The organism is Microbacterium sp. NPDC058062, from assembly GCF_042885375.1.
Taxonomy (GTDB): Bacteria; Actinomycetota; Actinomycetes; order Actinomycetales; family Microbacteriaceae; genus Microbacterium; species Microbacterium trichothecenolyticum_C.
Genome location: NZ_JBHVSC010000004.1, coordinates 487598 through 510796 on the forward strand (window position 1 = coordinate 487598; position 23199 = coordinate 510796).

The window sequence follows — 23199 nt, forward strand, 5'->3', positions numbered from 1 at the left end:
CTCGCAGCAGTTGCGCCGAAGAACCTTACTTGAGGATCTTCGTGACCGTGCCGGCGCCGACGGTGCGGCCACCCTCACGGATGGCGTAGCCGAGGCCCTCCTCCATGGCGATCGGCTGGATCAGCTCGACCGTCATGTCGGTGGTGTCGCCGGGCATGACCATCTCGGTGCCCTCGGGCAGCGTGATGACGCCGGTGACGTCGGTGGTGCGGAAGTAGAACTGCGGGCGGTAGTTCGTGAAGAACGGGTTGTGACGGCCGCCCTCCTCCTTGGACAGGATGTACGCCGTGCCCTCGAAGTTGGTGTGCGGGGTGACCGAACCGGGCTTCACGACGACCTGGCCGCGCTCGACGTCGTCACGCTTGGTGCCGCGCAGGAGCAGACCGCAGTTCTCGCCGGCCCAGGCCTCGTCGAGCTGCTTGTGGAACATCTCGATACCGGTGACGATCGTCTTCTGCGTCGGGCGCAGACCCACGATCTCGACCTCGGAGTTGATGGCCAGCGTGCCACGCTCGGCGCGGCCCGTGACGACCGTGCCACGGCCGGTGATGGTGAAGACGTCCTCGATGGGCATGAGGAACGGCTTGTCCTTGTCACGCACCGGGTCGGGGATCGACGCGTCGACCGCCTCCATGAGCTCGAGGATCTTCGCGGTCCACTCGGCGTCGCCCTCGAGAGCCTTGAGGCCCGAGACGCGGACGACCGGAGCGTTGTCACCGTCGAAGTCCTGCGACGAGAGGAGCTCGCGAACCTCGAGCTCGACGAGCTCCAGGATCTCCTCGTCGTCGACCATGTCCGACTTGTTCAGCGCGACGAGCAGGTAGGGCACGCCGACCTGCTTGGCGAGCAGCACGTGCTCACGCGTCTGAGCCATCGGGCCGTCGGTGGCGGCGACCACGAGGATCGCGCCGTCCATCTGAGCGGCACCGGTGATCATGTTCTTGATGTAGTCGGCGTGACCCGGGGCGTCGACGTGGGCGTAGTGACGCTTCGGGGTCTCGTACTCGACGTGCGAGATGTTGATCGTGATGCCGCGCTGACGCTCCTCGGGAGCCGAGTCGATCGACGCGAAGTCGCGCTGCACGTTGGTGGCCGACGGGTACGTGTCGGCGAGCACCTTCGAGATTGCGGCGGTGAGCGTGGTCTTGCCGTGGTCGACGTGACCGATCGTTCCGATGTTCACGTGCGGCTTGGTGCGCTCGAACTTGGCCTTAGCCACTGGGTCCTCCTCAGGACGTTCGTGTAGAGGTTCCGGGCGCTGGTGTGCGCCGGTCGTCTACGGGGATATCTCCACCTTAGTAGAGACGGTTCTGTTGATTCTGTGTGAAGTTGTGCCGTCGGGATGCCGCGTCACCGAGGCATCCCGACGGAAAAGGGTTACTCGCCCTTGACCTTCTGGACGATCTCGTCGGCCACGTTGCGAGGAACCTCGGCGTAGCTGTCGAACTCCATCGAGTACACGGCGCGGCCCGAGGTCTTCGAGCGCAGGTCGCCGATGTAGCCGAACATCTCGGACAGCGGGACCAGCGCGCGGACGACCTTGACGCCCTGGGCGTCCTCCATCGACTGGATCTGGCCACGACGCGAGTTGAGGTCGCCGATGACGTCGCCCATGTACTCCTCAGGAGTACGCACCTCGACCGCCATGAGCGGCTCGAGGATGACGGGGTTCGCCTTGCGGACGGCCTCCTTGAAGCCCATGGAGCCGGCGATCTTGAACGCCATCTCGGACGAGTCGACGTCGTGCGACGCACCGTCCATGAGGATGGCCTTCACGCCCACCATGGGGTAGCCGGCGAGCACGCCGACGTTCATGGCGTCCTGGAAGCCCTGGTTGGTCGGCTCGATGTACTCGCGCGGGATGCGGCCACCGGTGACCTTGTTCTCGAACTCGTACGTCTTGTCGGCCGTGACCTCGAGGGGCTCGAGCGCGAACTGGATCTTCGCGAACTGACCCGAACCACCGGTCTGCTTCTTGTGCGTGTAGTCGTGACGCTCGACGGTCTTCTTGATCGTCTCGCGGTACGCCACCTGGGGCTTGCCGACGTTGGCCTCGACCTTGAACTCGCGCTTCATGCGGTCCACGAGGATGTCGAGGTGCAGCTCGCCCATGCCCTTGATGACCGTCTGGCCGGTCTCGGCGTTCTGCTCGACGCGGAACGTCGGGTCCTCTTCGGCGAGCTTCTGGATCGCGAGACCCAGCTTCTCCTGGTCGGCCTTGGTCTTCGGCTCGATGGCGACCTCGATGACCGGCTCCGGGAACGTCATCGACTCGAGGACGACCTGGTTCTGGCTGTCGGCCAGGGTGTCACCGGTGGTGGTGTCCTTGAGGCCGATGACCGCGTAGATGTGACCGGCGGTGACCGAGTCGACCGGCATCTCCTTGTTGGCGTGCATCTGGAAGATCTTCCCGATGCGCTCCTTCTTGCCCTTGGTCGCGTTGACGACCTGGGCACCCGAGTCGAGGTGACCCGAGTAGACGCGGATGTAGGTCAGGCGACCGAAGAAGGGGTGCGTGACGATCTTGAACGCGAGCGCCGCGAACGGCTCGTCGCGGTCGGCGTGACGCTCGATGATGATCTCTTCGTCCTTCGGGTCCTTCGCCTCGATGGCGGGGACGTCGAGGGGCGACGGGAGGTAGTCCACGACGGCGTCGAGCATCGGCTGAACGCCGCGGTTCTTGAACGCCGAGCCGCAGAGCACGGGGTAGAGCTCCGAGGCGATGGTGAGCTTGCGGATCGCAGCCTTGATCTCGGCGACCGTGAGCTCCTCGCCGCCGAAGTGCTTCTCGAGAAGCTCCTCGTCGGACTCGGCGACCGTCTCGAGCAGGATCTCGCGGTACTCCGCGGCCTTGTCGGCGAGGTCGGCCGGGATTTCCTGGATCTCGTACTTGGCGCCCATGGTCACGTCGCCCTTGGCGTCGCCGGGCCACACCAGTGCGCGCATCTCGACGAGGTCGATGACGCCCACGAAGTCGCTCTCCGAGCCGATGGGCAGCTGGAGCACGAGCGGCTTGGCCTTCAGGCGGTTGACGATGGTGTCGACCGTGAAGTAGAAGTCGGCGCCCAGCTTGTCCATCTTGTTGACGAAGCAGATGCGGGGCACGTCGTACTTGTCGGCCTGACGCCAGACGGTCTCGGACTGGGGCTCGACGCCCTCCTTGCCGTCGAAGACGGCGACCGCGCCGTCGAGGACGCGCAGCGACCGCTCGACCTCGACCGTGAAGTCGACGTGGCCGGGCGTGTCGATGATGTTGATCTGGTTCTTGTTCCAGAAGCAGGTGACGGCGGCCGACGTGATCGTGATGCCGCGCTCCTGCTCCTGCTCCATCCAGTCGGTGGTGGCAGCGCCGTCGTGCGTCTCGCCGATCTTGTGGTTGACGCCCGTGTAGAACAGGATGCGCTCGGTCGTCGTCGTCTTGCCGGCATCGATGTGCGCCATGATGCCGATGTTGCGGACCTTGTTGAGGTCGGTGAGCACTTCTTGTGCCACGGGGTGTCCTTAGCTGTTGAAGGTGGTAGCGGGCCCACCGCTCCCGCGGTTCGCGGGAGCGGTGGGGATGCTGGTTACCAGCGGTAGTGCGCGAAGGCGCGGTTCGACTCGGCCATCTTGTGGGTGTCTTCGCGGCGCTTGACCGCGGCACCGAGGCCGTTCGAGGCGTCCAGGATCTCGTTCTGGAGGCGCTCGGTCATCGTCTTCTCACGACGACCCTTCGCGTAGCTCACGAGCCAGCGGAGGGCGAGCGTGTTGGCGCGGTGAGGCTTGACCTCGACCGGCACCTGGTAGGTCGAGCCGCCGACGCGGCGCGACTTGACCTCGAGGGTCGGGCGCACGTTGTCGAGCGCCTTCTTGAGCGTGGCGACGGCGTCCTGGCCGTTCTTCGCCTCGACACCCTTGAGGGCGGTGTACACGATCGACTCGGCGAGCGACTTCTTGCCGTCGACGAGGATCTTGTTCACGAGCTGGCTGACGATCGGAGCGCCGTAGACCGGGTCGTTGACGACGGGGCGCTTCGGGGCGGGTCCCTTACGAGGCATCTTTCTCAGCCCTTCTTCGCGCCGTAGCGGCTGCGAGCCTGCTTACGGTTCTTGACTGCCTGGGTGTCGAGCGCACCACGGACGATCTTGTAGCGGACACCGGGGAGGTCCTTCACGCGGCCGCCGCGGACCAGCACGAGCGAGTGCTCCTGCAGGTTGTGGCCCTCGCCGGGGATGTACGCGGTGACCTCGGTGCCGTTGCGGAGCTTGACACGGGCGACCTTGCGCATCGCCGAGTTCGGCTTCTTCGGGGTGGTCGTGTACACGCGGGTGCAGACACCCGCCTGCTGCGGGTTCGCCTTGAGCGCCGGCGCCTTGGTCTTCGAGACCTTGGGCGAGCGACCCTTGCGAACCAACTGCTGAATGGTTGGCACGTTCTCTCCTTGTTGTGCTGCACGGTGACAGCGTCGTGGTCTCCCCCGCGGCATCCGGATCTTTCGATTCGTGACGCTGCGGGCTCACGCTGACCCACCGACGCGCCAGAATGACTGTCGCGCTTTCGTTGGTGGGTATGCCGTGGGGGTGGCCTGTTCGCAGGCTGTTCCCTGAGATGCGGCGCTCGCACCGGTTCCCGCGCCGAGGCACGGTCGACGGCGCGCGTGAGCGCACACCCGATCCATGATACGTGGGATTCGGGGGTCGGGCAAACGCGGAAGCACGTTGCAGCCCCAACCGGACGACGACACGCCGCGACACGGCCGAGATCGCCTCCCGGCGTCTGGGTCAGCCGGTCGTCAGGAGGACGACGAGCGCCAGCGCGACGACGATGACGAGGACGGATGCCGCGGCCACGACGGCGATCATCCGCCGGCGTCGGCGACGCCTGCGGGTCGTCTCGGCGGCAGCCGTGTCGACGTGATCCTGCGGCGTTCGGCGAACCGGCTCGGCACGCACCGCGGTGACCGCAGGGACGGCGCGGGCGCGGTAGGCCTCAGCCGCCGATGCGGGCGGAGCCGCGACACGGCCGGGTGCCGCCGACGTCTCTCCGGCGGGCTCCGGGGCCACCGGCGACGGGGATGAAGCGCGTCGCGCGCCTGCGGAGGCATCGCCGGGTTCGGGTGCCGGCGGATGGGCGGTCCGTCGCGGGCCGGCCGGCGCCGACTCGGTCGCGGCCTGCGTGGGGATCTCGGAGTCGGAGGCGACCGCCGACCTCCCGGCGATCACGGTGTCGTCGACGGCGTCGATCTCCGTCGACGAGCGCCGCGACGGCAGCGTCCGCTCGTCGAACGCGTCGTGGTCGTCCGGCGGGGTCGCCGCGGTCCTCCGCCGGGAGACGGCGGTGCGCTCGTCGTCGGGTGGGCCCACGCAGCCAGAGGCTCCGCTCGACGCGCCAGCGTCGAGTGGAGGGGGCGCGGGGACGATCACCCGTCGCTCCGGCGCAGCCGGACCTCGGCGTCGCCCAGCAGGAACCGGTCGCCGGCCTCGACCTCCTCACCCGGAGGGGCCTCGACCTCGGTGCCCATCACGGTCGCGAACAGCACGCCGTTGGTGGAATCGAGGTCCGTCACGTACCACTTGTCGTCGCGCAGCTGGAGTCGCGCGTGCGTCTTCGACACGGTGCCGTCCTGGATCGAGACGAGCTGCGCGCTCGGGTGGTCCGGGTCGGCGGCGGGCCGGCGGCCCAGGATGACGACCTCCGACGAGAGCGCGACGGGCTCGCCGGTCGGCGGCACGAGCGCCCAGTCGGTGCGCTTGCGCCGGGCGATGATCGTCTCTTCGAGGAGGTCCTGCTCGTCCGGGATCTCGGGCTTGCTGTGGAATGCCGACACCGACGACCGCGCCGATCGCGGTGATCCGGCGTCGGGCGCGCCGTAGATCGCGGACACCGGTCCGGAGGTCTCGGGGAAGGCGTCGGCCTCGCTCATCGGCGAGCGCGCGGGAGCCCACGGCTCGCGGTCGTCGCCCGTCGAGGGGGCCGCCGGCACGCGAGTGACGGGGGGCCGCGTGATGCCCTCCTCGCCGGTGGTCGCGGCGTCGGGTGCCGTGAACGGCTCGGCCGCGGTGCGCGTGGGCCCGGAGGGCGCGGGCGACGCGGCGGCGGTCGGGAGGGATGCGAGCGGCGTGGCGGGCACGGCGGAGATGGGCGCCGGAGCACCGGGCACGGCCCCCGTGACCTCGGCGCTCAGGTCGATCCCGTCCAGCGCGAAGCCCTGCCACGGGTCCGCGTCGCCGGTGCCGTTGCCGCCCGCCTCGGCAGGCGACGCGGAGACGGGGCGGCCCGGCAGCGGCGGGGGCGTCCACCCCGCGGCTGCCGGCGCGACGTCGGCCGCGGCGGACTCCTGAGGAGCCACGGGCGCGGCGGCGGCAGGGGCGGAAGCGGGTGCAGGCGCAGCTGCCGCTGGAGCCGGAACCGCCGGCGCCTGCGGAACGTCGGCGGAGGGCGGCGCGAACCCTGCGCCGGCGCTCGTCGGCACCGGCGGGACGGCCGTCGGCGCCGGCGGATAGGCGGCCCCATCGGTCCGTGCACCGGGAGTCGGGAACGGCGGCAGCGGAGGAAGCGTCGCCGTCTCGCCCGACGTGCGCCGCACGCCGGCGCCGAAGGGGGCACGGGCAGCATCCGTTTCGCGTCCTACCCAGCGCGCGCTCCCCCAGCCGACGATCGACGCCCAGACCGGGAACAGCAGGAAGCCGAGGACGGTCATGCCGGCGCCGAAGCCGAACGCGACGTCGACGCGGTACAGCGCGATCGCCCAGACCACCAGGAATGCGATGTTGACGAACGGGATGAACGCGAGCACGACCAGCCACGGCGAGAGTCCGGCGAGCTGCAGGAGCACGATGGTGTTGAGGACCGGCACCCACGCCTTCCAGGCCTCGACGCCGGACTTGCGGAACACCGCCGACAGTGCGAGCGCGGTCCAGACGTAGAGACCCGCGAACAGCAGCAGGCTGATCAGCGTGCCGAAGACGGCTGCGGTGGCATCTGTGGCGTTCATGGCGTGGGACGCACGGGCTCGGCCCGTCGTCTCCCCCTCTCGGCGAATCGCGTGCGGCCGCCCGGTTCGGGCGCCATCGGACGGAACAACGATCTCAACGATACGGTCGCCAGCGCTCCGCGCCAGAACCCGCGTTCGCGGCGCAGGGCGCGTCGCTCCGCGTCGACGGCTTCCCAGTAGCGCTGCGCGGCGTCGGCGGAGTGGTCCGTGTGCGAGAACACGGCGCGGTCGGCGTCTCGCGCGAGCGCGGCCCCCGCGGGCGTCGCGAATGCCGCGGCGAGCTCGCTGCGGGTGGCGGTCCGGGATGCCGTGCGCCCGCTGTCGAGCGCCGCGTCGACGTACTCGTCCCAGCCCCCGGCGATCCGGGTCGCCGGTGTGCCGGTGTGCCGGCGGGAGCGGCGGCGGGCGGCCTTCGTGCCGATCACGATGAGGAAGGGCCCGAGCGCGAGCACGAGCACCAGGAGCGCGATGCCGCCGATCCGCAGCATCGGCCAGAGCCACGCCAGGTCGGCGCCGGTGTCCTCGTCGGCCGGGCGGTCGGCGGCGGAGTCCTCCTGCGTGGGGTCGGGCGGCACGACCTCCTCGACCGAGTCGGGGCGCACCTCGGTGACGTTCTCGGGGTCGCGCTGCTCGGTCGTGTCGAGGCTCGGCGACTGCGCATGCTGCGGAGTCACGTCGACCGCGACCCACTCGCCCGCCGCCGACTGCACCTCGGTCCACGCGGTGAGGTCCTGCGCGCGGCAGGCGCCCTCGTCGCACGTCGCGAGATCGGGCTCGGTCGCGGACAGTCTCGCTCCCAGCACGACCCGCGACGGGAATCCGAGCTCCCGCGCCATCAGCGCCACCGCGACGGCGAACTGCTCGTCGTCGCCGATCGCCGCGACGTAGTTCCCCGACGCCACGGCCCTCTGGTCCGTCTCACGTTCGAGCAGGCGCGCGAACATCGTGTCGACGCGGGCGAGCGAGTGGCCCGAGGCACTGGGCTGGAACGCGTAGTCGGGCAGGGCCGCCGCCCAGGCCGGCTCCTGCGCCCCCTCGTCGAGGCCGTGGCTGAGGTAGCCGCGCTCGCGCAGCAGCGCGACCAGGCCCGCGAGGGCCGAGCCGGCCGACCCGACGGCGTGCTCGTCCATCCACGACCGGAGGCTGTCGGGGGCGGCCACGCCACCCGGGTTCCCCGGCGCGTCGAGCTCGGTGAGCTCGGGAGCCGAGGGCTCGACGCCGCGCACGACGAACGCGTCGCCGGACTCGAAGCCTCCCCCGGCGGTCTGCACGCCGGCGGAGGCCGAGGCGTTGTAGTAGAACCGGTCCGCCAGGGAGGCGGCGCGATCGCCGTCGAACGCCACCGCCTCGAGCCGGCCGGCCGTCGGCATCCAGATCCCGTCCCACGCGTCGATGTCGATCCGCGCCGCGACCGCCGTGCCCTCGCCGGCGTCGAGCGCCGACGGCACGCGGACGAACCGGCCGGCGTCGACCGCGCCCTCGCCCCCCGACCGGAAGATCTCGCCGTCGTAGGCGTCGAGGGTGGCCAGGCGCACGCGTTCGGGGAGCGTGCCGACGACGCCGTCCGTCACCACCGGCTCGACCGTGAACAGCACGTCGTCGGCTCGGGCGTCGGCGAACAGCGCGCGGTACTGCGAGAGCGGGCTCACCTCGGCCGACAGGTCGATGTCGGGGCCGACGGCCGAGCGCAGCACCTCGCGCTCCACGCCGCGCGCGGCGAACGGCACGACCGCCACCGCGACCACGAGAGCGACCGCGACCATGCCCGCGCCGAGCGCGGTGCGACGACGGTCGGCCGCGGAGGGGCGCCGCGAGATGCGGACGCCGCTGGATGCCGCTGCCCGCTGCAGTGCGCGGACGCGCTCGTCGTGGGTGCGCCAGGCCAGCCAGAGCAGGCACGCGACGAGGGCCGTGACGCCGACCGCGGTCTCGACGGGCGCGTAGAGGAACACCGGGCCGACCTCGAGCGGGGCGCTCACGGTCGTGCGGCCGAAGAAGAGCCCGAAGGTCACCATCCCGAGCGCCACCGGAATCGCGGCGTAGGCCGCGCGATCCTCGCGCCAGGCGAGCAGCAGCACCGTGCACGTTCCGATGAGGAAGACGACCAGCGCGGGGACGAGCAGGTTGCGGTACGAGCCCACCGGCAGTTCGACGGTGACGAGGTCCTTCCAGCCGAGCACCAGGCCGCTCGCCAGCTCGCCGAGACCCCGCACGAGATCGTCGGGCGTGCCGAGGCGCGAGGGCACCGCGAGCGGCACGCCGAGGATCAGCTCCGCGAGCGCCAGCGCACCGGCCGCGGTCCAGCCGCTCCAGCGGCGCCACCACGCGACAGCGGCGATCCCGCCGCCGACCAGGGTGCCGACCAGCACGAGGAGCGCGAAGGTGCCCGAGCGGTAGATCGGCCACGCGGCGACGGCCGCGACGACGGCGATCACCGCGGCGAACCCGGTGCCGACCCACACGCGGGCCACGAACCGCGGTGCGCGCACGCCGAGGGTGTCGGCCGCACCGCGGGGCGCAGCATCCATCCGCTCCATCACGGGGATCGGGCCGCTCACGATGTCGCTCCCCGCAGCAGGAGGCCCGACAGGTCTTCGAGGGTTCCGACGGTGAGCACCGTCATGCCCGACAGCGGCTGCATGCGCGGGTGCGCGCGCTCGTCGCAGATGAGGCCGACGACCGCGGTGTCGGCCGGGAACGCGAGGGCCGCCTGCTGCAGCCGCGTCAGCGGCACGCGCGAGCCGACCACGATGAACGCGATCGACAGCCGCTCGCCCGACTCGGCGGCCAGGCGGCACACCTCGCCCACGGGCATCGTGCTCTCGAGAAGATCAACGCCGCTGAAGCCGTCCAGCATGGGGCGGGGTGCCGCGGCGGGGATGTGCCGGATCGCGCGCAGGCGTCCGCGCACCACCCGCGGGATCTCTGATCCGGTCACGATCTGCACGTCGCGGGCGTCGTGGACGGCGCGCAGGCCCAGCGACGCCGCGCACGACACCGCCAGCTCGAATTCGTCGGCGTCCGCGTACTCGGCTTCGGCGACCGCGAGGACCACCGCCATGCGCGAGCGCCGCGACTCCTCGTACTGACGCACCATCAGCCGCCCGGTCTTGGCCGTCGACCGCCAGTGGATCTGGCGGCGCGAATCGCCGGGCGCGTACTCGCGGATGGCGTGGAACGACATGTCGGCGTCGACAAGACGGCGCGTCGGCGCGCCTTCGAGGTCGCGGATGAGCCCCGCGCTCGTGGACGGGAGCGCGGCCGTGCGGGGGTGGACGTAGAGGTCGTGCACGTCGTGGAACGAGTGCTCGCGGCGCAGCATCCCGATCGGGTCGCTCCGAACCGTCGTCGCCGGGCCGACCCTCACGATGCCGCGCGGGAGACCCGGGATGTCGAGCGGCTGCTCGACGGCGTTCCCCGGTCGCAGCAGCGGCACGCCGAATTCGACGAGGCCTGCTCCGACAGGGATGTCGATGCGGCCCGGCAGCGCCGTGCGGTGGCCGTCGTTGCGCACGTCGATGCGGCCGGTGACGCCCTCGCCGGCCACGATCCGCTCGTGCGTCAGCGACAGGTCGACGTCGTACGCGCGGGCGCCGAACAGGAACGGCACGGCTGCGACGATGAGGACGACGGATGCCGCGCCCGCGACCATGAACTCCACCCAGCCGAAGACGACCCCGAGCACGAGTCCCACGGTCGCCGCGAGGGCCACCAGGGCTCCTGCCGGCCGGATGGTCTGAGCGGCCCACTCGGCCGCGGTCGTGATGCCCGAGCCCGCCGCCCGCCACACGCCGGTCCACCACACCGCGGCGCGCACGAAGGCGCGCCCGCGGCGCGACTCGCCGACGCTCGTGGCCGTGGCGGTCACGTGCGTGCGGCCGGTCGTGCCGGTGGACTGGACGGTGCGCGTGATGCGCGGCTCCACCGTTCCGGTGGCGCCGCCGCGGCGCTCGGGGCTCGTCATACCGCTTCGCGCCTGGAGGGCGGTGCCACGTCGAGCAGCACCTGCCCGATCACGGTCTCGGGGGTGACGCCGTCGAACTCGGCTTCGGGGTGAAGGATCAGGCGGTGAGACAGCACGGGCACGGCGAGCGTCTTGACGTCGTCGGGGGTCGAGTAGGTGCGGCCCTGCGACGCGGCCCGCGTGCGGGCGGCGCGCGTCAGGGCGAGCGCGCCACGGATGCTGACGCCCAGGCGCACCTCGTCGGCCGTGCGCGTGCTGTCGACCAGGCGGGCGATGTAGTCGAGCACGAGCGCGTCGACGTACACATCGGCGGCGAGGTCGGCCATGCCGACGAGCGCCTGCGGCGTGATGATCGGCGTGAGCTCGGCGGTGGCGACGGCCGCCCCGTCGAGGATGCGGACGGTCGCCGCATGGTCGGGGTAGCCGAGCGACGTGCGCATCATGAAGCGGTCGAGCTGAGCCTCGGGCAGGCGGTAGGTGCCCGCCTGCTCGACGGGGTTCTGCGTCGCGAGCACGAGGAACGGCACGCCCGCCTCCCGTGAGACGCCGTCGATCGTGACGCGCCCCTCCTCCATCACCTCGAGGAGGGCGGACTGCGTCTTCGGGCTCGCGCGGTTGATCTCGTCGGCGAGCACGATGTTCGCGAAGATCGGGCCGGCGTGGAACTCGAACACGCCCTCCTTCTGGTCGTAGACGCTGAGTCCCGTGATGTCGCTCGGCAGCAGGTCGGGTGTGAACTGGATGCGCGTGTTCGTGCCCTGCACCGACTGCGCCATCGCCCGCGCCAGCGACGTCTTGCCGGTCCCCGGCACGTCCTCGAGGAGCACGTGCCCGTCGCTGAGCATCGCGGTGAGCACGAGCTCGACGACATGGCGCTTGCCGAGGACGGCGCGCTCGACGTTGTCGGCGATCTGCCCGAACGTCTGCGCGAACCAGTCGGCCTGCTCCTGCGTGATCGTCATGTGGTGTCGTCCTTCGTCGTGTGGGGAAGATCGTGGGGAGAGCGGATGCTGCCGCTCAGGGTGTGGGCGGCGGTTCCGGGTTGCCGTTGCCCGGCTGGCAGATCGCCGAGAACTCGGTGCTCACGGGGGCCAGACCCCAGCCCTGGGCGTCCCAGTTCACGGACACCGAGATGCCCTCGACGCGGACCGCGCCCTGCGGCACGTCCCACGTGCCGGCGGCGTGGGTGAGGAGCCGGTCCTGCTTGTCGTAGTACCGCAGTCCGGCGTTGCCGAAGGCGAACACCGCCGACGAGCCGTTCGGGGCGTTCGACGACTGGCCGCGATAGGCGAGCGGGCTGCCGCCGACGCAGGAGGTGACCGTCCAGTTCGCCTGCACCTGGTACGGGGCGCTGCCGGCGCGCGGCGTCACGGTCGACCACGGGGTGGCGGTGCCCCAGAAGTCGTGCACGTAGCGCACCTGGATGGCGGGGTCCTGACCGAAGACCGAGGTGCTCCCGCCCCAGCCCTGGAACTCGGCGTGATTGCGGTTGGGGAGCCGCTCGGTCGAGGTCGGGTTCTGGCGGATCACCCAGTCGGCGCGCTGCGACTGGACGTTCGGCGTGCCGTCGACGACGAACGTCCACCCCTGCGGCGCCTTGCCGGACTGGAAGGCGCGCACGCTGTGGGTGACCTCCGCGCGGCCGAACGACGTGCCGTCGTCCCACGACTCGACGCACGCGCGGAACGTGTACTCCTCGCCGTCGGTGAGGCCCGGGAAGGTGGCCGTCGCGCCGTCCTCGGTCACGGTGCACCGCTGACCGTCCTGCACGATCCCGTAGCGCAGCTCCGAGCCGTCGCCGTTGCGCTGTGCGGAGGCGCGCGCGGTCACCGTCGCGGTGCCGTCGCCGTTGGACACCGAGCTGAGCGTCAGCTGCGGCGACAGCGGGCTGCCGATGCCGTTGGTCTGCACCGTCGCGGTCCCGCCCGACGCGCTGCCGCCGAGCCCGGGCGGCAGGTCGAAGCGCGAGTAGGGGGTGATCGTCACGAGCGTGCCGGTGTTGCTCCCCACGCGGAACCAGGGCACCTCGACGCGGGTCTGGTTGCGGTTCACCGGCACCCGCACCGTCTCGCCGGCGGGACTCGCGATCTCAAGGCTGCCGGTCTCGCCGGCCTCGATCCCGTCGATGACCAGAGACACGATGCCGCCCGCACCGTCACCGGTGGGGACCGGGGCGGCGGTCACGCTCGTGGGCGCGAGCGGCGCGTCGTACGCCCACGCGACGGTGCGCACGCCCGCCTTCGACTCGCCCACGGCGTTGACGGCCCAGGCGTCGTAGGTGCGCTGCTCGCCGTTCGGCGCGGCGATCGCGGGGCACACGCCGTCCGCGGTGCACCGCGCGACTTCCTGCCCGCCGGAGCGGATGACGAAGCCGGTGAGCGCCGGGTACGCCAGTCGAGCCTCCCCGGGATCGACCCTCAGCGTCACCGTTCCGTCGGCATATGCCGTCTGGGTAATACTGGCGGGCGTCTTGGGGAATCCGAGCAGGTCGAGCAGCACGCGGCCGTCGCGTTCGGCGTTCGTCACGCGACCCTGCGCGTCGCGCACCGAGAACGTGGCGGTGCACGTCGCGCCCGGGGCATCCGTCGTCCACGTCGCCGTGATCGACGTCGCCGACGCCACCTGGAAGCCCACTCCGGCGCACGCGCCCGTCGGGCGCACGTCGACGACGTCGAGCGGAGTGCGGGGCAGCGGATTGACCTCGCCGCCGGCGCCGATCACGGGGATCGTGCACGACGACCCCGCGGCCTGCGAGCACTGCTGCACGACCGAGCCGCCCTGCGGAAGCGTCGACGGCGCGGCGCCGACGCGGAGGATGAGCCGCGCGGGCGTCACCGAGGTGTGGCTCGTGACGGAGACGAGCACGGCCTCCTCGGAGCCGGGGACAGCGCGGTCCGCGCCGGTCACGGTCACGATGGAGCCCTCCTGCGTCACCTCGAACGCGGTGCCCGCGTGCTCGGTCGCGTAGACGATCTCGTCCCAGTCCGGGCGCAGCTGCCACGTGGTCATGTTCCGGAGGTCGAAGGACGCGGTCTCGCCGGGACCCACCGTGATGGATCCGGGACGCAGCTCCGGCTGCGGGTCGCGCGGGTGCACCACGATCGGCACCGACAGGTAGGTCCAGTCCTCCTGGCCGGTCAGGCGCACGGGCACCTGGCAGGCGTCGACCCACGGTGCGCCCGAACCCGCGTCGTAGCGCACGACGGTGCCCGACTCGACGGTGCAGGACGCCTCGGGACGGGCGCCCGACGCCCGTACGTCCTCGCCGAGCTCGACCACCGCGCCCCGGGGGCGGGCGACGAGGTCCGCCATGTCGAAGGTCGTGGACTCGAGCTCGGTGACCTCGGGCGAGGCGGCGTTCGCGCGCAGCGTCAGCGCCAGGTCGTTCTCGCCCGGCACGCGGAGGAAGCCATAGGACGTCACCTCGCCGGCGGTGCCCTCACCGGTGACCGCGAACGGGATCAGCCGGGTGGTGTCGGTGAGCTCGCCCCGCAGCTGCGAGCCCCGCACCGAGACGCCGTCGGGATCGCCCCACAGCGACAGCTCGAGGTCGTCGACGTCGCCGCCCGACCAGGTGACCTTGCCGCCCAGCACGTCGACTCCCCGGGGGAAGTCCTCACGAGTCTCGACGGTGAGGTTGGTGTCGGCGACGACCGGGAAGTCGGGGACGTTCTCTCGCACCACGCGCACCACGATGAGACCGCGTCCCGTGTTGCCGGAGGAGGACTCGACATCGTAGAGGAACGACATCGTCGCGGGCTCGTCTCCCGCCGCGATCCGCACCGTGGTGTCGTCCGCGCCCACGATCCGTTCGTTCAGCCGTGCGAACTCGGGGTTGGCGCTGCCGTCCACGAGCGTCGCCGGCACGTCGGGACGGATGTCGGTGACCCGCAGCTCGCCCAACGTCGGGTCGACGTCGTTGGAGAGCGGACTGACGCGGATCGTGTTGCCCTCACCGGCCTGCACCTGCACGTAGTCGGTGAACGTGACCGGGCTCGGGTTGGCCTGACTGTCGAGCACGCCGATGCGCACCGTCCCGTCGGCTGTCGCGCCGAACGCGTCCACGACGCGGTAGCGGAACGACACCTGGCCGCTGTCGCCGGGCACGCTCGTGTACATGAGGGATCCGCCGTCGGCGGTGATGGTGGCCGCGCCCCGGGCGGGCTGCTCGACGATGCGGTCGAGGGTCACGACGTCGCCGTCGGGGTCGGTGCCGAAGTCGTCGAACTCGATGAGGGTCGACTGGCCGCTGAGGACGCGGCCCTCGAGCGTGTCGGCGGTGGGGGCGCGGTTGGCCTCCGCGTCGATCACCGTCACCCGCACCGTCGCCGTGTCCGCGAGCGCCGGAGCCCCCGTCGTGAACACGGAGTACTCGATCGCGTACTGCCCGGGTTCGTCGGGAGCGAGGTAGCGGAGCAGGTCGCCCGACGCGAAGGCGAGCGCGCCCTCCGACGACGAGGTCACCGAGGCCGGGTTCAGGGTCGGCCTGCCGCCGGCAGGCGAGATGTCGTTGTCGAGCACCGGGATGTCGATCTGCGCGCCGGCGCGCACCATCACGGCATCGTCGACGGCGATCGGCGCGAGCTCCGGCGCGGGTGGCAGCAGGTAGACCGTCGCCTCTCCCTCGACGCTCGCGCCCGCGTCCTCGGTGCCGTCGCTCACCACGTACGAGACGGTGCCGAGTCGTCCGGCGGCGCCGTCGGCCGTGGTCCCCGACACGCGGAGGTGATTCTGCCCGACGCCGTCGACCGACAGCGTGGCGCCGTCATCCGCCCGCGCGACGACGTCGCTCAGCAACAGCACGCGGCGCGTCGGGTTCGAGACGGCGTCGAAGATCTCGAGGGTCGCGTCCTGCTGGGGGTGCACGAACGCGACCACCGGCGACGTGGCCAGCTGGGCCGGCGCGTCGGCGGGCAGCAGGGTGATGCGGGCCGTGGCACTCGCCTCGCTCACGCCGTCGGTCACCGTGAAGTCGACGCGGAACGTGCCCGGACTCTTCGCCGCGAAGTCGAACGAGGTCGAGCCGCTGACAGCCGTCGCGGTGGCCGCGGCATCGTCGAGCACCCGCACCGATTCCAGAGACAGCGTGCCCGCGGTGCCCGTGACGTGGTCGGCGACGTCGACGGTGATCCCGGATGCGACGGTGTCGGTGACGGCGAACGACTGCGCCGCGAGCTGAGGCTGCGGCGAGACCTTGATCATGAGAGGCTTCACGGTCGTCCCGCCCTGGGTGTCGGCGACCGTCACCTCGAGCTCCACGAGCTGCTCTCCGCCGTCGCCGGCGTCGTCGTGCTGGTAGACGACGTCGCCGCCGGGCGTCGCCGCGACGCTGCCGACGCCGCTCTTGTTCTCGACCGACAGGAGCAGCAGGGGGTCGCCCTCCGGGTCGACCCAGCCCGGCAGCACCGGCACGGTCACCGTGCCGCCCCGGGCGACCTCGGGTTCGGGCCATTCGACGAGGCATCGCTCGACGCCGCACCATTCCGGCGCCGAGTCGGTGGCGGCGTCCGCCACCGTCACCGTGACCGTGGTCGGGTCGGACATCAGGCCGTTCTCGGTGGTGCCGTCGGTGACCGCGTACGAGAAGGTCGCCGATCCCGTCGCGCCGGGCTGCACCCGGAGGGCGAGGCGCTGGTCGTCGTCGGTCACCGACACGGTCCCGAACGCGGGATCGAGCCCGGCGATCGACGCCGGGTCGATCGTGAGGACGTCCTCGTTCGGATCGTGGTCGTTCATGAGCACCGGCAGCGATGCGAGGGCGCCCGCACGCACGCCGAACGCGTCGGGCTCGGCGATCGGCGGCTTGGGATCGAGCACGACCTGCAGCTGCTCTTCGCTGGGAACGGCGTCGGGGTCGGTGCGGTCGTCGAGGCTCCAGTCCTGGCTCGACGGGATCAGCGCGCCGTCGGGCACCGACCAGGCCCACCCCGAGCGGGTGTCGTTGAGGATGACCGCGGAGTCGCTCGAGACGAACACGGGGCGCTGCTGGTCGCCCATCGTCTCGTCACCGTAGTCGAGCGGCGCGGTGGCGCCGCTCGAGCGCCACAGCAGACCGCCCGCGTCGCCCTGGCCGAGCCACGCGGCGTAGGTCTCGCCGCCGTGCGCGACCGGCTGCGCGGGGGTCCCGAGCACCGTTCCTGCGCCGTCTCCGACCGGGGTCTCCATGACCGACCCGTCGGCCGGCACCCGCACCAGCCCGGTCTCGTCGGCGAGATAGACCGCGGTGCCCTGCGCGTCCGGTGCGCCGACGACCACCGCACCCGTCGTGGGCGCCTGGGCCGCGGCATCCTGCCCGCGAAGCCACACGTCGCCGTCCTCGGTGTCGACCAGCGCCCACGTGTCGCCCGCCGCCGTGATGGCCGGCGTGTCGAGGCCGTCGGGGTCGAACGCGTCGCGCGCGCGCACCTGGCTCTCGCCGATGTCGTAGCGCAGCACCGAGCCGTCGGCGCCCGAGTACGCGAACAGCATGCCGCGCTCGTCGACGGCGATCGCTTCGGCGGTGTACTGCGGGGCGTCCTCGTCGTCCGCGCCGAACGGGTCGAGCTGCGACGACGTGCCGCTCGAAAGACGTCCAGCGAAGACGGCGCCCGAGTCGGTGAGATAGGCGACCCAGTCTCCGGAGGTGACGACCTCGGTGGTGCCGGACGGGGTCTTCTGCGAGGACTGCAGCGCCTCCTCGTCGAGGTCGGTGGGCATCGCGGCGTCGATGCGCGTGAGCGTCGAGTAGCTGTCGCTGAAGAGGTACGCGGCATCCCCCGTCTGCACCACCTGGTCGGGGTTGCTGATGCTGCGCACGGTGTCGAGCTCGCCGACCGAGGTGTTCACGCGGGCGTAGCGGCGGCCGTCGCCGGTCTGCAGCGCCCAGACCGCGGTGTCGACGTCGGGTGTCTCCTGCGCGTCGAGCCCCGGCCACACGATGCTGATGCCGATGACGGTGGCCACCACCGCGCCGGCGGCGACGATGCCGGCGATGGTGCCGCGTCGCATCAGAGCACCCCCGCGGCCATCAGCGCCACGACGACCGCGCCGGCGCCGGCGATGACCCCCGCTCCGATGCCGATCGCCCAGGGCAGCACCGCGCGCCCGCGCCGACGGGCGGGCGCCGAGATCTCGGTGTCCTCGTCGCGGGCGAGCTGCGCGACACCGGTGCCGGCGCGCGTCTTGCGGGTGAGGTCGCGCTCCACGTGCGAGCGCGCGGGTCCTCGCAGCGCCGAATCCCCGAAATCGACGGGGGCGGATGCCGGGGACCACTCCGCGTCGGGGATCTCGAGCGGTGTCGGCGAGAGGCCGAGCCCTGACTGCACCTCTCGCAGCGCCTCGCCGAAGGCCCGCGCCGAGTCGTACCGGCGACCGGGATCGCGGCTCATCGCGGTCGCGAGGACGGCCTGCAGCGACGCCGGGACGTCGGCCCGCGGGATCTCGACGTAGGTGGCGCGCGCGATGCGCTTGCGCAGCAGCTCCTTCGTGTTCTGCCCGCGCTCACGGCGCTCGAAGGGGCTGTGGCCTGCGAGGAGCGAGTAGACCGTGGCGCCCAGGCTCCACACCTCGCTCGTCACCGTGCCGCTCGTCTGCTCGGCGACGACCTCCGGAGCACTCCACGGGATCGACATCGCGAGCACCTCGCCGCCGCTCTTGCGCTGCAGCGATGCCGAGATGCCGAAGTCGGCGAGCACAGGCGTGCCGAAGGTGGTGATGAGGATGTTGCTCGGCTTGACGTCCCGGTGGATGAGGCCGGCGCGGTGCGCGGACTCGAGCGCGCTGGCCATGCGCACGCCGGTCGCGAGCACCTCCTCGACGGGGACGCGCTCGACGCGGTACCGCTGCGCGAGCGAGCCGGGGCAGTACTCCATCACGATGTACGGGCGGCCGTCGGCCGAGATGCTCGCCTGGTAGACCGTCACGATCGAGGGATGGGCCGACAGGTGCGCGAGCACGTCGGCCTCGGCGTTGAACATGCGCCGCAGCTCCGGGTCGCGCACGTCGCTCGGCATGACCTTCACCGCGACGTTGCGGCGGGGCATGTCCTGCTCGTAGAGGAAGACGTCGGCGAAGCCGCCGGAGCCGAGCGGGCGGATGTAGGCGAGCCCCGGAAGGATCGGAGGCGCCGAAGGAAGCCGTGCAGCCACCAGCACACCTCCCCCGCAGTCCGCTACCGTCACACCCATGTCGCCAGGGCAACAACAAACCCGGTCATGCTAACAAAACCCACCTCCCGAGAACCCGCGTGACGAGCAGGGATGTGGAGAATGGAGCGCGTGCGGCGGTCCGGCGCCGGAGCGTGCCGCAGTGACGGGGCCGGCGTCAGTCTAGCCGCGGAGTGTCGCCGGGGTCGTGGGGGTCGAACGGTGCGTCGAGCGACTTCGTGAGATCGGCGAGCATCGCCTCGATCTGGGGCTCGACGTACTCGGTTACCGCGGCCTGGATGCGCAGGCGATGGTGCAGCAGGATCGTGCACACCTCGCGGCCGACCATGTTCGCGTAGTCGTCGGCGAGCCCGACCTCCTGGCGCAGTGCCGCCTTCGCTTCCTCGCTCAGCGGGGGCAGCGCGGGCACGTGCGCGTCGGCCTCCTCGGCGAGTCCCGCGATCGTGAACAGGAAGGGGGCCCCGGGCACCGGATCGGGGTCCATGGGAAGACCCTCGAACTCGGGATCGAGCCCTTCGCCGGGGCGGTAGGTGCGGGCGCGGTTGCGGGCGGCCTGCTGATCGAGCTCGGCCTGCAGCATCGGCAGGTTCAGCGCGGTGTACTCGGCGACCGAGCGGTCGACGATCGTCTTGATGCGGGTCGACAGGCCGTGCTGCACGCCGTGCGGCACGTCGGCGCCGAGGCCCGCAGCCGAGAGCACGGGCGACCCGAAGCAACGACGGCAGGGGGCGGTCCGGCCGTGGTGCGTCGCGGGCTCCCAGCGGGGCACCCACGCGAGCCAGGCGTCCACCGCCTGGCTGACCTGGGTCTCGAGCGACCGCTCCACGCGTTCCACGCTAGTGCCCGGCCTCCGCCCTCGCGCGGATTTCCGCGGCCGCCTGCCCTGTTTCCCGTCCTGCGAAGTCCGGACCGCACGGCGCGCGCAGCGCGGAATCCTGCGAAGTCCGGACCGCGCCGTTGCCCGGCCGGACGCCGCGCACCTGCGAAGTCCGGACATGGCGTGAGGGGGAGCACAGAGTCCCGCGAAGTCCGGACTTCGCGGGACGGATGCTGCGATGAAGGGTGTTCGCGGCGCCGTCGGCCGCCGGATCACTCGTCGAACTCGTCCTCCCACGGCCATCTCGGGCGGCGGGCGCGGGTGCGCACGATCGCGATGCCCGCCCACGACGAGACGAACGCCGCCGCCGCGACGACGAGCCCGAACCACGTGGTCGCGAGGCGTCCGACCACCGCGGTCGCGACGCCGAGATCGGCGCCCGTGAACACGGCGCCGAACCACACTCCCCCGAGGTACGCGAGAAAGGTCGCGGCGGTCGTCCACGCGGCACCCCAGTACGACGGATGCCTCGCCCCGGCGCCGGCGCTCGACCCGGAGCCCGCGGCAGCCGGTGCAGCGCCGCGCGCCGGGGCCGCAGCATCCGTCCGGCTCGAGGCGCGTGCGATCGCGGCCCACAGGCCGCCGGCGAACGCGAGTGTCGCGCACACGACGCCGGTGATCCCGGGAGCCTGTCCGAGCCCGGGGCTCGCGATGACGTCCTCCCCCGTCGCCAGACTGGTCATGCCGAGCCCGAAGATGAGGAGCGCGATGAAGCCCATCGTCGCGAAGGCCAGGGCGACGGGCGGTCGCACGGGTCCCTGCGACGGCCCGTCCGAACCGTCAGCGGCCATGCCGCCAGCCTACGTCGGCGGGCACGGCTGCGAACGGGGGCTTACTGCTGGACGAGCTGCGGGCCCGCCTCCAGCGTGCGCTCGTACTCGCGCTGCGCCTCGATGTTGAGCTCGGTGACGCGCTTCGCACGCGCGGCCGCCCAGGCGCCGAACCAGATCGTGAGCTCGCGGCCGATGATGAACGCGGCGATCGCGAGCGGCGCCAGCAGCTCGCCCTCGACGAGCTTGGCGCCCTCGCTGGCGGTGAGGTTCCAGAACGGGGCCTGGAACAGTGCGCCCAGGATGTGCCCGCCGTAGGCGGCGACGCCCACGAGGATGCCGAAGACCACCCAGTGGCCCCAGCGGCCGCGGTTGATGATCGCGCCGAGCAGCCAGAAGCCGATGAAGAACACCACGACGGGCACCCAGAGCGACCAGGTCGCGAGTGCCTCGAGGGCGGTCGTGCCGACGTTCGCGCCGGTGACGTCGCCCTTGATCGCGTCGACACCGAGCCACACCGCGAGGTAGAGCACGGCGAACGCGACGGCGGCGAGCAGGCCGATGGCTCCGGCGGCGGCGCGGTTGCCCCGCGGACGCGGAGCCTCGGGCGCCTGAACGAAGATCGGCTGCGGGGCGGCGGCCGCGGCGACGACCGCGGGCTCGGCGACGACCGGCTCGCTCGGGGTCACGACCGGCGGGACCACGACCGTGGGCGAGTCGTCGGCGGCGGGAGCCGGCGTCGCGGACGAGGTGTAGTCCAGCGAAGCCGCCTCCGGCGAGTCCCACGGGTCGGGCTCGGCGGCGGCCGGCGCCTCGGCGGTGGTCGAGGAGGCGTCGGCGGACGCCTCCGCGTCGGCGGTGCGGGATGCCTCGGTCTCGTCGGCGGGGGTCTCTGCGGCGGGAGTCTCGGTGGCGCCGGTGTCACGGCGGGCGGCCTCGGCGTCGGCGAGACCTTCGTTCGCACGGCCGACGACGTCGTCGACGCCGTTGGGCTCGTCGACGGGTTCGCCGTAGGACGACTTGGGGTCACTCATCGCAGGCACTCCTCACGCAGGGCTCATCCCCGCAGAGGCAGAGTAGCCCGCGGTCCCGCGCACACGACGGAGGCGTGCCGGGGGAATCCGCGCCCGCCCACTACCCTGAGCCCATGGCACCACGGGCGTTCCGGCTCGCCGCGGCCGCGGCATCGACCCTCCTCGCACTCGCCGCGCTGACGGCGTGCGCACCCGACGCGCCCTCGGGGGGCGGGCTCACCTTCACGCCCACGCCGTCCACGTCGACATCCGGATCGGCGACGCCCACCCCGACGCCGTCGCCCACCGCGAAGGCGGAGATCCCCGACGACTGCCGCGCGATCCTGACCGCCGACGTTCTCGCGCAGCTCGAGGGCGTGCCGCTCAACGACCCCGCCTTCGGCGCATCGGGACCGCAGCCCGACGGCAGCCTGGTGTGCGTGTGGGGAGATCCCGCCGCCGACACGACGGGTCTGGTCACCAAGATCTCCTACATGTCGCGGGGTCCGGCGCTCGACATGCTCAACAAGCTCGTCACCGACGAGGGCTACACCTGCTACACCCCCGATGGCGGCAAGCGCTGCGAGAAGACCTGGCCGAACGAGACGTACCCCGTCACCGACGGGCGCACGCTGTTCTGGCGCGACGACATCCTCATCGACACGCAGTACTCGAACCTGGCGCCGACCGGCTACACGGCCGCCGTCGTCGCGAGCATCTTCGGCTGAGTCAGCCCCAGACCGTGTGGTCGAGCCGCGGGCCGTAGTCCTCGGGGTGCCACGTCGTCTCGACGCTCACGAGCCACAGTCCGTCGCGGAGGGTGTGCTCCTCGAGCACCGCGCCGCGCGTGCGGTCGCAGACGGTGGCGGCGTCCGCCGTCCGGCATGAGAACCCGTCGCCCGCCAGCGCGGCCTCGGCGATCGTCGCGGCGTCCGCGTCCACCTTGGACAGCGTGGTGACGATCCCGCCCGAGTCGAACCGCCACGTGCACGTCACCAGCACCTCGGGCGCGGCGGCATCGGCGAACGCCGTCGCCGCCGTCGCGGGAGCCGCCATCGACTGGTTGAGCAGCGATCCCTCACGCCATGTCAGCTCGTTCCAAAGGTCGTCGGAGTACAGCGTGCGGCAGTCGATCGCGCCGCCGTCCGCCGCGGTCCGGGCGGGCGTCTGCACCGGCGTCGCCTCGGGCCGGGGCGCGGTGGCACTGCGCAGCGTGTCGCCGACCCACGCGACGGCCACCGGGATCATCGGCAGCGCCAGCCACACGAGCGAGGCGACGACCGCGGCGCACAGCATCCCCGCGGGCACGGCGATCCACGAGTTGCGTCCACCGATCCTCGCCATGGGGCCCCCACCTCCGTCTCCACGGTAAGCCGGAGAGACGGATGCTGCGCCGCGGCGCGCGCGGGGCCTCCGAGGATGCCGGGGGCGAGGCATCCGTCCCCGAAAACGGCGAGA

16 protein-coding genes are annotated in these 23199 nt (G+C 71.9%); 1 reads left to right on the plus strand and 15 read right to left on the minus strand.

All coding sequences use genetic code 11. The features are described from left to right. Nucleotides 1-25 precede the first annotated feature (25 nt). The 14 genes from tuf to ACFVSU_RS15625 form a co-directional block, all read right to left on the minus strand. Entirely contained in the window at nt 26-1219 is a 1194-nt protein-coding gene (gene tuf / locus ACFVSU_RS15560) for an elongation factor Tu (protein ID WP_387144693.1), read from the minus strand. 158 nt (nt 1220-1377) lie between these two features. Then, on the minus strand, nt 1378-3492 hold the full coding sequence (gene fusA, locus ACFVSU_RS15565) for an elongation factor G (RefSeq protein ID WP_387144696.1): 2115 nt from the start codon (nt 3490-3492) through the stop codon (nt 1378-1380). A 74-nt stretch (nt 3493-3566) separates the two neighbouring features. After that, nucleotides 3567-4037, minus strand: a complete 471-nt coding sequence (rpsG, locus tag ACFVSU_RS15570) for a 30S ribosomal protein S7 (RefSeq protein WP_056117669.1) — start codon at nt 4035-4037, stop codon at nt 3567-3569. Between the two features lie 5 nt (nt 4038-4042). Further along, nucleotides 4043-4411, minus strand: coding sequence for a 30S ribosomal protein S12 (rpsL, locus tag ACFVSU_RS15575; protein WP_018171438.1), 369 nt, complete (start codon nt 4409-4411; stop codon nt 4043-4045). 349 nt (nt 4412-4760) lie between these two features. Continuing rightward, a complete protein-coding gene (locus ACFVSU_RS15580; RefSeq protein WP_387144702.1) occupies nt 4761-5342 on the minus strand; it encodes a hypothetical protein in 582 nt (193 codons plus the stop codon). Between the two features lie 56 nt (nt 5343-5398). Next, nucleotides 5399-6973, minus strand: a complete 1575-nt coding sequence (locus ACFVSU_RS15585) for a DUF5684 domain-containing protein (RefSeq protein WP_387144705.1) — start codon at nt 6971-6973, stop codon at nt 5399-5401. Beyond that, nucleotides 6970-9531: a transglutaminase domain-containing protein gene (locus ACFVSU_RS15590; protein WP_387144708.1), complete on the minus strand. Its 2562-nt coding sequence runs from the start codon at nt 9529-9531 to the stop codon at nt 6970-6972. Before ACFVSU_RS15590 ends, ACFVSU_RS15585 begins: the two co-directional genes overlap by 4 nt. Next, nucleotides 9528-10937 carry a DUF58 domain-containing protein gene (locus tag ACFVSU_RS15595; RefSeq protein WP_387144711.1) on the minus strand — a complete coding sequence of 470 codons (1410 nt, stop codon included), beginning with the start codon at nt 10935-10937 and terminating at the stop codon, nt 9528-9530. Before ACFVSU_RS15595 ends, ACFVSU_RS15590 begins: the two co-directional genes overlap by 4 nt. Further along, entirely contained in the window at nt 10934-11899 is a 966-nt protein-coding gene (locus ACFVSU_RS15600) for an AAA family ATPase (RefSeq protein ID WP_387144714.1), read from the minus strand. The genes ACFVSU_RS15595 and ACFVSU_RS15600 overlap by 4 nt, the downstream gene beginning before the upstream one ends. A 55-nt stretch (nt 11900-11954) precedes the next feature. Then, a complete protein-coding gene (locus tag ACFVSU_RS15605) occupies nt 11955-17924 on the minus strand; it encodes an Ig-like domain-containing protein (protein WP_387144717.1) in 5970 nt (1989 codons plus the stop codon). Then, nucleotides 17924-19063, minus strand: a complete 1140-nt coding sequence (locus ACFVSU_RS15610; protein WP_387144720.1) for a serine/threonine-protein kinase — start codon at nt 19061-19063, stop codon at nt 17924-17926. Before ACFVSU_RS15610 ends, ACFVSU_RS15605 begins: the two co-directional genes overlap by 1 nt. 175 nt (nt 19064-19238) lie before the next feature. Further along, nucleotides 19239-19907, minus strand: a complete 669-nt coding sequence (locus tag ACFVSU_RS15615) for a spermidine/putrescine ABC transporter substrate-binding protein (RefSeq protein ID WP_310288320.1) — start codon at nt 19905-19907, stop codon at nt 19239-19241. A gap of 263 nt (nt 19908-20170) precedes the next feature. Next, nucleotides 20171-20749: a hypothetical protein gene (locus ACFVSU_RS15620; RefSeq protein WP_387144723.1), complete on the minus strand. Its 579-nt coding sequence runs from the start codon at nt 20747-20749 to the stop codon at nt 20171-20173. A 41-nt stretch (nt 20750-20790) separates the two neighbouring features. Beyond that, nucleotides 20791-21762, minus strand: coding sequence for an ABC transporter (locus ACFVSU_RS15625; protein ID WP_387144726.1), 972 nt, complete (start codon nt 21760-21762; stop codon nt 20791-20793). Nucleotides 21763-21875: 113 nt separating this feature from the next. Here ACFVSU_RS15625 and ACFVSU_RS15630 point away from each other — a divergent pair, with 113 nt between their 5' ends. Further along, nucleotides 21876-22469 carry a hypothetical protein gene (locus ACFVSU_RS15630; protein ID WP_387144729.1) on the plus strand — a complete coding sequence of 198 codons (594 nt, stop codon included), beginning with the start codon at nt 21876-21878 and terminating at the stop codon, nt 22467-22469. Between the two features lies 1 nt (nt 22470). Here the strand turns inward: ACFVSU_RS15630 and ACFVSU_RS15635 are convergent, their stop codons facing one another. Further along, nucleotides 22471-23085: a hypothetical protein gene (locus ACFVSU_RS15635; RefSeq protein ID WP_387144732.1), complete on the minus strand. Its 615-nt coding sequence runs from the start codon at nt 23083-23085 to the stop codon at nt 22471-22473. Between the last annotated feature and the right edge of the window lie 114 nt (nt 23086-23199).